The organism is Streptomyces sp. f51 (genome assembly GCF_037940415.1).
Classification (GTDB): domain Bacteria; phylum Actinomycetota; class Actinomycetes; order Streptomycetales; family Streptomycetaceae; genus Streptomyces.
Genome location: NZ_CP149798.1, coordinates 6,209,005 through 6,222,446, shown reverse-complemented (window position 1 = coordinate 6,222,446; position 13,442 = coordinate 6,209,005). Strand labels below are relative to the sequence as shown.

14 protein-coding genes are annotated in these 13,442 nt (G+C 73.3%); 6 read left to right on the top strand and 8 right to left on the bottom strand.

The window, feature by feature from the left end:
* Positions 1-162 precede the first annotated feature (162 nt).
* Together WJM95_RS26970 and WJM95_RS26965 are read left to right on the top strand one after the other, a co-directional pair.
* Complete coding sequence (locus WJM95_RS26970) at positions 163-897, top strand: Sir2 family NAD-dependent protein deacetylase (RefSeq protein ID WP_339132397.1); 735 nt, start codon at positions 163-165, stop codon at positions 895-897.
* A gap of 89 nt (positions 898-986) precedes the next feature.
* Entirely contained in the window at positions 987-2,414 is a 1,428-nt protein-coding gene (locus WJM95_RS26965; protein ID WP_339132396.1) for an alpha/beta hydrolase, read from the top strand.
* Between the two features lie 50 nt (positions 2,415-2,464).
* Here WJM95_RS26965 and WJM95_RS26960 read toward each other — a convergent pair whose 3' ends face one another.
* The 8 genes from WJM95_RS26960 to WJM95_RS26925 all read right to left on the bottom strand — a co-directional run bounded on the left by WJM95_RS26960 (position 2,465) and on the right by WJM95_RS26925 (position 9,922).
* Positions 2,465-3,703 carry a cytochrome P450 gene (locus WJM95_RS26960; protein ID WP_339132395.1) on the bottom strand — a complete coding sequence of 413 codons (1,239 nt, stop codon included), beginning with the start codon at positions 3,701-3,703 and terminating at the stop codon, positions 2,465-2,467.
* Between the two features lie 30 nt (positions 3,704-3,733).
* On the bottom strand, positions 3,734-5,125 hold the full coding sequence (locus WJM95_RS26955; RefSeq protein ID WP_339132394.1) for an FAD-dependent oxidoreductase: 1,392 nt from the start codon (positions 5,123-5,125) through the stop codon (positions 3,734-3,736).
* Positions 5,115-5,357, bottom strand: coding sequence for a ferredoxin (locus WJM95_RS26950; protein ID WP_339132393.1), 243 nt, complete (start codon positions 5,355-5,357; stop codon positions 5,115-5,117). The genes WJM95_RS26955 and WJM95_RS26950 overlap by 11 nt, the downstream gene beginning before the upstream one ends.
* Positions 5,358-5,466: 109 nt before the next feature.
* Positions 5,467-6,099: a hypothetical protein gene (locus WJM95_RS26945; protein ID WP_339132392.1), complete on the bottom strand. Its 633-nt coding sequence runs from the start codon at positions 6,097-6,099 to the stop codon at positions 5,467-5,469.
* 139 nt (positions 6,100-6,238) lie between these two features.
* On the bottom strand, positions 6,239-6,724 hold the full coding sequence (locus tag WJM95_RS26940) for a methylated-DNA--[protein]-cysteine S-methyltransferase (RefSeq protein ID WP_339132391.1): 486 nt from the start codon (positions 6,722-6,724) through the stop codon (positions 6,239-6,241).
* The gene (locus tag WJM95_RS26935; RefSeq protein ID WP_339132390.1) at positions 6,721-8,277 is read right to left on the bottom strand and encodes an AlkA N-terminal domain-containing protein; all 1,557 of its coding nucleotides are present in this window, start codon (positions 8,275-8,277) and stop codon (positions 6,721-6,723) included. Before WJM95_RS26935 ends, WJM95_RS26940 begins: the two co-directional genes overlap by 4 nt.
* Before the next feature lie 323 nt (positions 8,278-8,600).
* A complete protein-coding gene (locus tag WJM95_RS26930) occupies positions 8,601-9,530 on the bottom strand; it encodes a M48 family metalloprotease (RefSeq protein ID WP_339132389.1) in 930 nt (309 codons plus the stop codon).
* Positions 9,527-9,922, bottom strand: a complete 396-nt coding sequence (locus WJM95_RS26925) for a BlaI/MecI/CopY family transcriptional regulator (RefSeq protein WP_339132388.1) — start codon at positions 9,920-9,922, stop codon at positions 9,527-9,529. The genes WJM95_RS26930 and WJM95_RS26925 overlap by 4 nt, the downstream gene beginning before the upstream one ends.
* Before the next feature lie 118 nt (positions 9,923-10,040).
* On the opposite strand from WJM95_RS26925, the gene WJM95_RS26920 reads away from it, so the two are divergent.
* From WJM95_RS26920 to WJM95_RS26905, 4 genes are read left to right on the top strand one after another with little or no spacing between them, the layout of a single operon-like run.
* Positions 10,041-10,715, top strand: coding sequence for a DedA family protein (locus WJM95_RS26920; RefSeq protein WP_339132387.1), 675 nt, complete (start codon positions 10,041-10,043; stop codon positions 10,713-10,715).
* Entirely contained in the window at positions 10,712-11,335 is a 624-nt protein-coding gene (locus WJM95_RS26915; protein WP_339132386.1) for a phosphatase PAP2 family protein, read from the top strand. Before WJM95_RS26920 ends, WJM95_RS26915 begins: the two co-directional genes overlap by 4 nt.
* A 9-nt stretch (positions 11,336-11,344) precedes the next feature.
* Entirely contained in the window at positions 11,345-12,007 is a 663-nt protein-coding gene (locus WJM95_RS26910) for a response regulator transcription factor (protein ID WP_339132385.1), read from the top strand.
* Positions 12,004-13,431: a HAMP domain-containing sensor histidine kinase gene (locus tag WJM95_RS26905; protein WP_339132384.1), complete on the top strand. Its 1,428-nt coding sequence runs from the start codon at positions 12,004-12,006 to the stop codon at positions 13,429-13,431. Before WJM95_RS26910 ends, WJM95_RS26905 begins: the two co-directional genes overlap by 4 nt.
* The last annotated feature ends 11 nt before the right edge of the window (positions 13,432-13,442 follow it).

The following is a 13,442-nucleotide window of genomic DNA, read 5'->3' as shown; positions in this document are numbered from 1 at the left end:
CCGTCCTCAGAGGTACACCGGCACTCGATCGATGGAAGAGCGTGCCCGAGCCGTCGAGCGGCGGACAACGGTCCGTCAACACTGCTCGATGATCCACGTCATCCCGTCCCGCGCCCGGATATCCGGTCGCTCCGAGCAGGCGCGCGCCGTACCTTCATGCCCATGAACAGGCCCCTCGTCGCCATCCTCAGCGGAGCCGGGATCTCCACCGATTCCGGGATCCCCGACTACCGCGGACCCGACGGGCTGTGGCGGAAGGATCCCGAGGCCGAGAAGCTCGTGACGTACGAGTACTACATGAGTGATCCTCAGATCAGGCGCCGGGCGTGGCTCATGCGGCGGGAGAGCGGTGCCCTGCGGGCCGAGCCCAATGCCGCGCACCGGGCCGTGGCCGAGCTGGAGCGCGCCGGGGTGCCCGTGCGGGTCATCACCCAGAACGTCGACGGGCTGCACCAGCTGGCCGGCATGCCCGCGCGCAAGGTGCTCGAACTCCACGGCACGGCACGGAGTTTCGTGTGCACCGAATGCCATGCGCGCGGACCCATGGAGGACGCCCTCGCCCGTGTCGACGCCGGTGAGGACGACCCGGCGTGCCTGAACTGCGGTGGCGTCCTCAAACCGGCCACCGTGATGTTCGGTGAACGGCTCGACCCCGTCGTCCTCGGCCAGGCCGCCGCCATCGCCAAGGCAAGCCAGGTGTTCATCGCCGTCGGCAGCAGCCTCCAGGTCCAGCCGGCCGCCGGCCTCGCCGGTGTGGCCGCCGACCACGGGGCCCGGCTCGTCGTCGTGAACGCCGAACCGACCCCGTACGACGATCGCGCCGACGAGGTCGTTCGCGAGCCGATCGGCATCGCGCTGCCGGAACTGCTGCGCCGGCTGCACACGGCGAACCGGTAGCCACGAACGCCTCGTGCGGAGGTCCGTTCGAGGTACCGTCGGGAGCGGCGGGCCGGTGGGCGGCAAGGCCTGCTCCTACGTTCGCTCTCATGACGAACGCGTACACAGACCATGCGCAGACGCTCACCCGACGGGGCGCGCTCGCCGGGCTCGCGGCGGGGGCGGGGACGGTCGCGCTGTCCGCGGCGTCAGCCGCCCCGGCGAGCGCGGCACCGCCGTTCGCGACCGAGCGTGACGCCCACCGTTCGGCCCCGGCCCCCGCGCCCGGCGCGTCGCCGACGCCCGGTGCCATGCAGTTGTTCACGGACCCGGGGCTCAATTTCAACGCGCTGCTCGCGCTCGGGGGCGCCGGGTTCGGCGCGGCCGAGGTCGGGGAGGTGCTGACCGCCGTCAACGCCATCAACGCCGCCGGGCCGAGCGAGCAGACCTACACCGCGGAGTTCCGCCGCTGGGGCGACCGGCTGACGGCCACCGCCTCGCCGCACGAGCAGACACACCGCGCCCACTCGCTGCGCGCCGCCCAGTACTACGGGCAGGCGCTGTTCTTCGTGCTCGGCTCGAAGACCCCGGGTGACGAGAAGAAGGTCTATCTGGCGGGGCGCCGGTCCTGGGACACCTTCGCGCGGCTGTCCACGCCGGCGGCGATCACCGGCCAGGTCCCGTACCGGGGCGGGACCTCGATTCCCGTCTGGTTCTTCCGCCCCGACGACTCGGGAAGGCCCCGGCCGACCGTCATCCTCACGAACGGGAGCGACGGCCCGAACGTCGACATGTGGACCTACGGGGTCTGCGCCGCGCTCGCCCGCGGCTGGAACGCGCTGGTCTACGACGGCCCGGGCCAGGGCCAGTTGCTCTTCGTCGACCAACTCGTCTTCAGCCCGCGCTGGGAGCAGGTGGTCTCGCCGCTCGTGGACTGGCTGGAGCGCCGCGGGGACGTCGACGCCCGACGGATCGCGCTGACCGGCCTGTCCATGGGTGGTGACCTCGCGCCACGCGCCGCCGCCTTCGAGCACCGGATCGCCGCTCTGGCCGCGCTGCCGGGCTGTCTCTCGCCGTTGCTGGGCTTCCCGGCGGAGCTCCGGGACATCGTGACGCCGGACAAGGCGGAGACCAACCGCATCTGGAACGAGGAGGTCGCCCCCGGGTTGTCGCCGTCCGAGCAGTTCGTCCTCAAGAAGCGCGTCGAGCCCTTCTCGATCCCTGCGATGCTCGCCGCCCGGCAGGGCCGGCTCTTCACCGACTTCTGGACACCGGCCCAGCGGATCATGGCACTCGACATCACCCGGATCGTGGGCCGCATCAAGTGCCCCACATTGGTCCTCGACTACGACGACGAGGCCTTCTACCCGGGCCAGCCACGCGAGTTCTTCGAACTGCTGCGCACCCGCAAGGAGTTCCGTCTGATGCGGGCGGCCACCGGTGCCCAGTTGCACTGCTCGCCGATGGCGCCGCAACAGCACTGCGAGGTGGTCTTCGACTGGCTGGAGGACACCCTGGGCCGGGGCGACCGCGGTTAGCCGGCGTCAGGTCGGGGCCGACCGCCGACCGCGCCGGCCCGAGGCGCCCGTCAGGGGCGGATCCCGTCGCAGGTCAGGTGCAGTCGGCGCGGTCCGCGGAGCACCGCGTTCCGCCGGTACGGGGGCGGGTCCTCCAGCAGCCGCGGGTTCTCCAGCCTCCGGGCCAGCTCGGCGAGGGCGAACTGGGCCTCCAGCCGGGCGAGGGGTGCGCCGAAGCAGCTGTGGATGCCGCTGCCGAGGCCGAGGTGCTGGATGTCCGGGCGGTCCGGGTCGAAGCGGCCCGGGTCCTCGAACCGCTGGGGGTCACGGTTGCCCGAGGCCAGGACCAGCCACAAGGAGGCGCCCTTCGGAATGGTGACGCCGCGGACCTCGATGTCGGCGAGGGTGGTGCGCTGGGGCACCAGCTGCACCGGCGGTTCGAAGCGCAGCAGTTCCTCCACGACGGGCACGGCGAGCCGCGGCTCGGAGCGCAGTCGCTGGAGGACATCGGGGTTGCGCAGCAGGGTGAGCATCCCGTTGGTGATCAGGTTGACCGTGGTCTCGTGCCCCGCGATCAGCAGCAGCGCCGCGGTGCTGAGCAGCTCCATCGTGGTCATCGCACCGTCCTCGCCCTTGGCCGCGGCGAGTTGGGAAAGCATGTCCTCGCCCGGGTTCTTGCGGCGTTCCTCGATCAGGCCGGCCAGGTACATGCCCAGCTGCATACGGGCGTCCTGCGCGCCCTTGCCGCGGTCGGCGGGATCGGCGTCCGGGTCGGGGTCCAGACTCGCGGCGATGGTGTCCGCCCAGGTGTGGAAGCGCGCCTCGTCCTCGCGCGGCACCCCGAGCAGGCGGCAGATCACCGTCACCGGGAAGGGGTACGAGAACTGTTCCACCAGGTCGATCCGGTCGGGGTCGCCGAAGCCGTCGATGAGGCCGGTGACGATGTCGTGGAGTTCCCCGCGCATCCCGTCGACCCGGTGCGGGGAGTGCGGCGGCCCGAAGGGACGGTTCGTCATGCGCCGCAGCCGGTCGTGCTCCGGCGGGTCGAGCCGCAGGAAACTCGGGGGCAGCGTGCTCTCCTCGGCGGGCGCCTCGGAGGCCAGCGGGTCGGCCGCGTTCGAGGCCAGGTTGCGGGCGTCGGAGCTGATCCGGGGATCGTGCAGCAGGCTGCGGATCTCGTAGTACGTGCTGATCACGTACGGCCCGTCGGCCTCGTGGTGGACCGGATTCCTGCGCAGCTCCTCGTAGATCGGGTACGGGTCGGCCCGGTTGGCGTAGTCCAGGATCTGGTGCAGCAGGGATTGCGTCATGGCGAGTCCTAGGGTCCTCGTGGCCTGCGGTCAGCGCGCGGGGGTGAACGTCATACGGCGGTCGGCCGGCGCGTATCCGCTCAGGGTCACGGTGGGGCCGTGGGTGGGGACCGAGGGGTCGGGGAAGTCCGCGTCGAGCGGCCGCCGTCCTTCCGGGCGCCGGTCGACCGTGGTGAACGGCGGCGGGAACGGCGCGGTGGTCTCGATCAGCTCCTGGTAGAACGGCAGCCACCGTCCCTGGTCGAAGGCGACGGCGCCGATGACGCGCCCCTGGTACCCGTAGACCCCGAGGAACCGGTGATCCGCCAGCGAGCCCTGGGAGATGAGGATCTCCGTCCCCATCGACGGGATGCCGACGGACTTGATGTTGACCCCGAACTGCGAGGACCAGAACGCCGGAACCTCCATGTGCGGCAGCCGGTCGGTGCTCTCGCTGAGCATGTTGTGCGCCGCGATCCGGCCCTGCGAGACGGCGTTGCCCCAGTGCTCCAGGGAGAGGAACTGATAGCCGAACAGGGCGTTCGGACAACGGGCGACGTCACCGGCGGCGTAGATGTCGTCGGTGACGATCCCGCGGATGTCGAAGGCGCGGCAACCGGCGTCGCAGGCGATGCCGCGGGGACCCGCGCCGAGCCCGGACCCGGCGAGCCATTCGGTGTTGCGCAGGGCGCCGAGCGAGACGATCACCACGTCGGTCTCCACGGTGGAGCCGTCGGACAGCCGCGCGGCGCGTACCCGTCCGGCGGCGTCGCCCTCCAGGGCGGTCACCATGACCCCGGTCCTCAGGTCCACCCCGTGGTCGCGCTGCATCTCGGCGGCGACCGCGCCGACGACCCCGCCCAGCGCGCCGACCAGGGGCGCGGCGCCGCGTTCGGCGACGGTGACGGGCAGGCCGCGTTCGCGGCACGCGGAGGCGATCTCCGAGCCGGTGAACCCGGCCCCGATGACCAGGACCCGCTCGGGGCCCGCGTCGAGCCGGCGCGCGAGCGCCGCACTGTCGTCGCGGGTGCGCAGCACGAAGACGCCGTCGAGTTCCGCCTCGGCCTCGTTCGGCCAGGGCCGTGCCCGTACGCCGGTGGCGATCAGGAGCCGGTCGTACGGGACCTCGTCGCCGTCGGCCAGCCGCACCCGTCGGGTGCCCATGTCCAGGCCGGTGGCCGCGGTGCCGAGGCGCCAGGTCGCGTCGAGCGAGCGGAGCCTGGGCAGTTCGGTGCGCTCGGCGCTCGCCCTGCCCAGGAGCACCTGCTTCGACAGCGGCGGCCGGTCGTACGGTTCCCCGGGCTCGTCGCCGATCATGGTCAGGGACCCGGCGAAGCCCTTCTCCCGCAGGGTCTCGGCGGCCCGCAGTCCGGCCAGCGACGCGCCGACCACGACGATGCGGCCCTCGCGCTTGAGGCGCTCCAGGGTTCCGTCACCGAGCACGGGACACCGCCTCGGCCGACGCGTCCGCCGTGCCGGGTGCCAGGGCGTCCACGATGACGGCGCCGACCGGGCAGGCAGCGGCGGCCCGTTCCAGCTTCTCGCGGTGCAGCTCGTCGGCGTCCGGGTCGTACAGCAGCGCCTCCTCGCCGTGCATGGCGAAGATCTCGGGGGCGAGGAACGCGCACTGGGCGTAGCCCTGGCAGCGGTTCAGATCGACGGCAATCCGTACCACGGGATCGGTCCTCTCCAAGGGCCCGGTCAACCCTCCTGCGACCACTGTCGACGGACCCGCCGGGGGCCGCGACGAGGGGGAGACCGTTCGGGTGAGCGGCGCGGCCGGATCAGGCCGGGGCCGCGGGCGGTGCCTCGGCGGGACGCCGTCCCGCCAGGATGTTCACGCTGAGGAGGAGCGCCCAGGCGGGGAAGACCAGTTCGGACCAGGGCACGGACGATCCCGCCACGAGCAGGGTCAGACCCGCCAGATAGCCGATGACGACGAGCGGGCGCGGCATGACGCCGAGCCGGCGGCCGATGGTCGAGGTCGCGATGACGAACACCGCCGCCATCCGCATGGCGTACGTGGTGAGCAGCGCGTAGGCGAAGTGGCCGCCGAAGGAGGTGCTCTGGCCGTTCTCGCCGAGCACGGTCCCGGCCGCGGCGGCAGCGCCGAACAGGGTGGCGACGAAGACGAGGCCGCTGCCGAGGAACACGGTGGCGACGAACCGGTCCTCGGCCCGGCCTGCCTGCTCGCGCAGGGCGCCCATGAACCACAGGAACGCGATCCCGGAGAACGGCACCAGCTCCAGCGCCGTGCGGACGCCGCTACGCTGCCCGGCGTCGAGGGTCACGGCGTCGCCGCCGCCCGGCAGAGCGACGCGCACCAGCACGATCGCCGCGGCCGTCAGGACGGCGAACACCACCCCCGCGGCCCCGGCGGCCCGGGGTGTCGCGAGGCGCTTGAACTTCCGCTCCATGGTCTCCCGCTCTCTGCCTGCTCCCCTTCGTACAGGGACCGGCGAATCGCGGGGGCGCGCCACCGGGGTCACTCGGGAGAAGAGCACGGTGCGCCATACGGGTCATGGCGCTGGGCCGGCGGTGTCGCGGGAGGCCGCGTCAGAAGAGTGCCGACCCGCTCTCGAAGTCGAGAAGGTGCCGCTTGCGGTCGAGGCCGCCGCCGTAGCCGGTCAGGCCGCCGCTCGCGCCGATCACTCGGTGACAGGGCACGATGATCCCGACGGGGTTCTTTCCGTTGGCCAGGCCGACGGCACGGGAGGCGCCCATGTTGCCGAGGGCCTCGGCGAGTTCGCCGTACGAGCGGGTCTCGCCGTAGGGAATCCGGCGCAGCTGGTCCCACACGCTGCGCTGGAAGGGCGTTCCGGTCAGGCGGAGTTCGACCGTGAACTCCTTCAACTCGCCCTCGAAGTAGGCGTTCAGCTGTTCCGTCACCTCGCCGAAGAGGGTGTCGTCGCGCTCGCCGAAGCTCTCCTCGGGGGGTCGGTGGCGCTGACCGACCATGTGGAGTCCACACAGGACGCCGTCGTCGTCGGCGACCAGGGTGAGGGGGTCGTAGGGGCTGTCGATGACGGTGTGCCGTTTCACGGTGCGTCCTTGCCGCGCGAGGTGCTGGAACTGTCCGAGGGGTTCGGGGTGCCGGTCGGTGCCGGCAGGAAGTTGATCGGGTGGCTGTCGGTGGCCCACAGGTACTGGACCGCGTAGGCCCGCCAGGGGCGCCAGGCCGCGGCACGGGCCGTCAGGGCGGCGGGAGTGGAGGGAAGCCCCAACTCCTGTGCGGCGCGCCGGATTCCGAGGTCGGTGGGGAGGAAGGCGTCCGGGTCCCCGAGAGCGCGCATCGCGATCACGTCGGCGGTCCAGGGGCCGAAGCCGGGGAGCGCGAGGAGCCTGGCCCGCGCCTCCGCCCAGTCGCTCTCGACTCCCAGGTGAAGTTCCCCTGAGGCGAGTTGACCGACCAGCGTGATGAAGGTCGTGCGACGGGTGCGGGGCATCGCGAGCGACTCGGGGTCGAGCGCGGCGAGCTGCCGCGGGGAGGGGAAGAGATGGGTGAGGCCGCCCTCGGGGTCGTCCACCGGGTCGCCGTACGCCGTGACCAGTCGCGCCGCGTGGGTACGTGCGGCGGCCGTGGAGACCTGCTGCCCGAGCACCGCCCGTACGGCGAACTCGGCCTCGTCGACCGTGCGCGGCACCCGGCGGCCGGGGGCCTTGTCGACCAGCGGCGCCAGCAGCGGATCGGTGCGCAGCTGGTCGTCGACCGCCACCGGATCGGCGTCGAGGTCCAGCAGGCGGCGGCAGCGGCTGATCGCGACGGACAGGTCGCGCAGGTCGCTGAGGGTCAGCCGGCACGCGATGTGGTCCGGCATCGGCGTCAGAGCGGCGACACCGTGCCCGTACGGCAGCCGCAGGGTCCGCCGGTACGCGCCGTCGCGCCACTCCTCCACTCCGGGTACGGCGGTCGCCGCGAGGTGTCCGAAGAGGTTGTCGGGGTTGAGCGGGGCGCGGAAGGGGAGCCGGAGATTCAGCACGCCCGGCAGACCGGGGGACGCGGTGGCTCCGGACCGGTTCCGCGGCAGACGGGCGCGCAGCTCGCTCGGGGACAGCGCGAAGACCTCGCGGACCGTGTCGTTGAAGGTGCGGATGGAGGAGAAGCCGGCGGCGAAGGCGATCTCGGCCATCGGCAGCGGTGTCGTCTCGATGAGCAGCCGGGCCGTTCGGGCGCGCTGGGCGCGAGCGAGCGCCAGGGGGCCCGCGCCCAGTTCGGCCAGGAGCTGGCGCTCGATCTGGCGGGTGCTGTAGCCGAGCCGGGCGGCCAGCCCCGGTACGCCGTCGCGGTCGACGACTCCGTCGGCGATCAGCCGCATGGCGCGGGCCACCAGGTCGGCGCGGTGGTTCCATTCGGGTGAGCCGGGGCTGGTGTCCGGGCGGCACCGCTTGCAGGCGCGGAATCCCGCCTGCTGGCAGGCGGCCGCGCTCGGGTAGAAGGTCATGTTCCGGGGCTTCGGCGGCACGACAGGGCAGCTGGGCCGGCAGTAGATCCTCGTCGTGGTCACCGCGGTGAAGAACCATCCGTCGAAACGCGCGTCCTTCGACTGGACGGCACGCACGCAGCGCTCCGTGTCCGTGTGCATCCCGTTCCGCATGCCTCAAGCATCGGGCACCCCGGGGGCAGGGGCTGGCGAGAATCCGACATCAACCTCGCGGGCCCGGCGACCCGCACAGGGGATCGAGGCGTGGCCACGGCGACCCGTACGGAGGGGCGTCGGTCCATGGGCCGCGGCGACCCGCACGGGGCAGCCGGCCGTACGGGCACGGCTACCGACCCGCACGGGGCCGCCGGCCGTGCGGGCACGGCTGTCGCGACGGCCACCAGTACCGTCGGGCTTCCGAGGGCTGCCGCACGAGGGGGATCCGACAGGACGGACCGTGCGGGGCCGCACCGGACGGACACCCGTCCGCGACCCCGTCAGCGCACCTCCTCGCCCTGCGCGATCTCCACCTGGTGGTGGAAGGCCACGACGCCCGCCCCGGACGCGCCGGCCGAGACGGCGGCGCAGGCGGCGAGCAGGACGGCGATCCAGGCGGCGGCGCGGGGGTGGTGCCGGGGAGCGGAGAGAAGGGCCGCGACCCGCTGGGGGACGGGCCCGGCGGTGGCCGCGGGGGCGAAGTCGGGGCGCTGGGAGCGGGCCTCGCCGGTGGCCAGGGCGGCGCGGGCGATGGCCCGTGCGATCAGCCTCCGGTCGCCCACGGCGAGTGCCGCGGCCTCGTCCGCGGCACGCTCCGCCGCGAGCGCGACGGTGGCGCGGACCTTGCGCAGCCCCGGGTGGCAGTGGGCCGCGAGTTCGGCGACGACGAGGAAGCGGTGGTGGCCGCCCGCGTTGTGGGCCCGCTCGTGGGCGAAGAGTGCCTCGCGCTCGTCGGCGCAGAGGCTGCGCAGCATCGCGGTGGTGACGACGATGCGGTGCGGGCGGCCGGGAAGCGCGTAGGCGTCGGGGTGCGGTGACTCGATGACGCACAGGTCGCCCGCGGCGGGACGGCGGTCCGCCTGGCTGCGGGCGGAGCGGAAGGCGCGCGACTGGCGCAGGGCGGAGCGGACGACGGTCCAGGCGCCGAGGGTGAGCACACCGGTCGCCGCGGCGGCGGCGGGCAGCACGACGAGGTCCGAGGCCGTGCGCAGCGGATGGACGAGGTTGCCGAGACCGGCGAGCAGGGGCACCTTGAGCAGTCCCGTCAGGACGAGCGCGCCCAGCGAGGCGACGGACGCCCCGGCCAGCACGACGAGCGCGAGGGTCACCGACCACAGCGCGGCCACCGGGGTGAGCCGGTCGAGGCAGCGGCGGGCCAGCGGTCCCAGGGCGAAGGGGACCAGAAGCGGCACCAGGAGGAGAAGGATCATCCCTCACCCGGTCCCGGGCGCGCGTCGAGGTCCGGCTCCAGCAGGTCCCGCAGGAGCCGCTCGTCGTCGGGGCTGAGCTGGGCGACGAAGCGGGCCAGCGCGGTCTCCCGGTCGTCGTCGCGGTCCAGCTCGGTGTGCATGCGGCGAGCGGTGAGGCCGTGCGGGTCCTGGACGGGGACGTACGCGTAGCCCCGCCCGAGCCTCTCGCGGCGGACGATCCCCTTCTCGTGCAGCCGGGAGAGGATCGTCGTCACCGTCGTGCGGGCCAGACCGGAGTCCAGCTCGCTCTGCACGCGTCCGGGCGTGAGCGGCACGCCCGCGGCCCACAGAGCCGCCATCACGCTGGCCTCCAGCTCTCCCGCAGGCCGGCGTTCGTCCTTGTCACTGCTCATGGGAACGATCCTCACCCCACCATCGTCTACAGTTCAGTAGACCGTCTACAGAATTGTAGTCAGTCGGGTCCGGCTTTCGACCGTGCCCGCCCCTACCAGTATGAGAGGGTCCGCGACGATGGCTGCACCATTGTTCACAGCGTCCGACCTCGCCGTGAATATTCTCTCCGCGCAGTCCCTGCTCGCCGCCTTCGGTGTGCTGGGGGTGGGCGTGGTGATGTTCGCGGAGACCGGCCTGCTGATCGGCTTCTTCCTGCCCGGTGACTCCCTGCTGTTCACGGCGGGCCTGCTCTGCACGGGTTCGGGGCAGCACGGCCTGAAGCTGTCGCTCCCCCCGTTGCTGATCGCGGCGGCTCTGGGCGCCCTGATCGGCGCCCAGACGGGTTATCTGATCGGCCGGAAGGCGGGCGGCGCGCTGCTCGCCCGCGGTTCCTCCCCCCGCCTCCAGTCGGGGGCGCACCGCGCGGAGGAGCTCCTCCATCGGTACGGCCACGCCAAGGCGATCGTGCTGGCACGCTTCGTCCCCGTCGTGCGTACGGTGCTGAACCCGATGGCGGGCGCCCTGGGCGTGCCGGTGCGGACCTTCACCCTCTGGCAGGTGGTCGGCGGCCTCGTCTGGAGCATCGGCCTCACCCTCGCGGGCTACGCGCTGGGCTCGTCCATCCCGAACGTCGACAAGTACCTGCTCCCGATCGTCGCGGTCATCGTCCTCGTGTCCCTGACCCCGCTCGCCGTGGAGCTGTACCGCTCGCGCCGCCGGGGGACCCCGAGCAAGGAGGAGGTGCAGGGATGATCCTGGCTCTCGACGGATCGGCCATCGACGGCTCCGCCTACCGGTACGTGACCGGTCTCGCGCATTCCTCCCCCTCCTGGCTCGACAGCACGGTGTCCCTCTGGTCGACGTACGGCCTCGGCCTGTTCGCCGTGCTGATGGTGCTGACCTGGTGGCGCGCCCGGCGCGAGAGCCCCGGGGCCGCGCTGCTCGCGCTCGCCGTGCCCGTCGTCGTGGTCCTGGCGTACGTGGTGGACCTCGGCGTGAAGCTGCTGGTGCGCGAGGACCGTCCCTGCCAGAGCCTGCGGGTGGCCACGCTCGAGGCGTGCCCGGCCCACGGCGACTGGTCGTTCCCGAGCAATCACGCGGCGATCGCGGCCGCGGCGGCCGTCGCGCTGTTCCTCGTCTCGCGCCGCGTCGGCACCGTCGCCATCGTGGCCGCCGGGGCGATGGCCGCCTCCCGGGTCTGGGTGGGCGTGCACTATCCGCACGACGTGGCGGCCGGTCTGCTCGTCGGCACACTGGTCGCGATGACGACGGTCGCGGCCGTACGAAGGCTGCCCGACGTGTCGGGACACCCGCTGGCAGCGTCACGGCTCGGGGTCCTGCTCCTCGCTCCCCGGCTCGCGAAGAGCGGGTGAGCGGGCCGTATGCGCCGAACGGTCCTGGTCGTCGAGGACGACCACGCGCTGCGTGACGTCCTGCGGCGCGGGCTGCGGGACGAGGGCTTCGACACCGTGCCGGCGCCGGACGGCGCCACCGCGCTGCGGCTGGCCGGGGACGGCATCGACGCGGCCGTCCTCGACGTCGGGCTGCCCGACGCCGACGGCCGGGACGTGTGCCAGGCGATCCGCGCCAACGGCTTCCTCTCCCCCGTGATCTTCCTGACGGCCCACCACCACCTCACCGACCGGCTGGCCGGCTTCTCGGCCGGGGGCGACGACTATCTGCCCAAGCCGTTCCATCTGCCGGAGCTCGCCGCCCGGCTGCGGGCGGCCCTCAAGCGCGCCGGACCGGGTCCGTCCGACACCACCGGCGACCTGGTCCTTGACCCGGTCGCGCACAGCCTGACCGTGCGGGGCGAGCGCGTCGCGCTGACTCCGACGGAGTTCCGGCTGCTGGCGGCGCTGATGGCGGCGTCCGGTGCGATCGTCGGCCGTCGCGAGCTGACCCGGGCCGGCTGGCCCGAGGGCGCCCAGGTCAGTGACAACACGCTCGACCAGTATCTGACCCGGCTGCGCCGCAAGCTCCGGGACGGCGGCAGCGAGCTGACGGTCACGACCGCGCGGGGCATCGGACACCGGCTGTCATGACGCCGGATCCCGTACCCGCGCGACCGGCCGCCGCGGCCGGTTCCCGGGCCCGGGCCGGACGCCGGCGCGTGTTCGCCGCATGGCGTCCGGCCACGCTGCGCGGCCGGCTCTCGCTGGTCGCGCTGACCACCGCCACCCTGCTGATGGTGATCCTCACGGTCGCGTTCAACACCGTCGTACGGCGTCACCTCCAGCACCAGGCCGACGACGAGCTGCGCACCCGGGGCACCGCCGTCGCCGCGACGCTCGACACCAGCGGCGGCCGGCCCCGCGTCCTGGAGACCCCGGGCGAGGAACTGCTCGACGCGAACGTGTGGATCTACGCGGGCGGGCGGCTCCTGGAGAAGCCCACGTCGGCCACGGACACCGGCCCGCTCACCCGTGCGGCCGGCGCGCTCGCCGCACGGGGCGGGACCCGCTGTGTCACCGCCGACGGGCAGGGACCGGTCCGGCTGTGCGCGCGGACGGTGCCGGGGGACGGCACGGGCGCCACCGTCGTCACCGCCCTCGACCTGTCCCCGTACCTCGGTTCGGCCGACACGCTGCTGTTCGCCTCGCTGGCGCTGGACGCCTTCATGCTCGCCTGCACCTACGCGCTGACACGTCTCGCGGTGGGGCGCGCCCTGAGGCCCGTACGCACCATGACCGACCAGGCCACCCGGTGGAGCGCCGTGGCCTCGGAGGAGCGCTTCGGGAGCGTCGCCCGGCCGGACGAGCTCGCCCGGCTCGGCGGGTCGCTCGACGCTCTCCTGGACCGTATCCGGGCCCTGCTGCGCCATGAACGGCAGCTCACCCAGGAGCTGTCGCACGAGCTGCGCAACCCCCTCGCGCGGATCATCGCCGAGCTCGACTGGTGGCAGTCACGGCCGCGGTCCGCGGAGGAGACCCGGATCACCCAGGAGGCCATCTCGGACGCCGCCCGGTCCATGCGCACGATCTGCGACACGCTGCTCGACGACGCCCGGGACAACGCCTCCGCCGCTCCGGGCACCACCGAGGTCCTCCCCGTGCTGCGCCGGCTCGCGGACCGCGCGGGCTCGACGAGGCCCGAGGTGCGGATCGGTGTCACCGGGCCGGAGGCGGGTCTGCTCGCCGGGGTGCCGGACGCCCTGCTGGAGCGCATCGTCAGCCCGCTGCTCGACAACGCCGTGCGGCACGCCTCCACCCGGGTCGAGATCCGGGCCGGCGCGCGGCCCGGCGGCGTCCGCGTGGAGGTCGGCGACGACGGAGCGGGCGTACCGGCGGCGTTCGTGCCTCAGCTCTTCCAGCCGGGCCGCCGCGCCGATCCCGGGGACGGACACGGCGGAGCGGGCCTGGGGCTGCCGCTCGCGCGACGCCTGGCCCGCTCCGCCGGGGGCGAGGTCCACCACGAGCAGGCACGCGCGACGGGCGCGACCTTCGTGGTCGCGCTTCCGTCCGGCTAGCCGGACGTGGC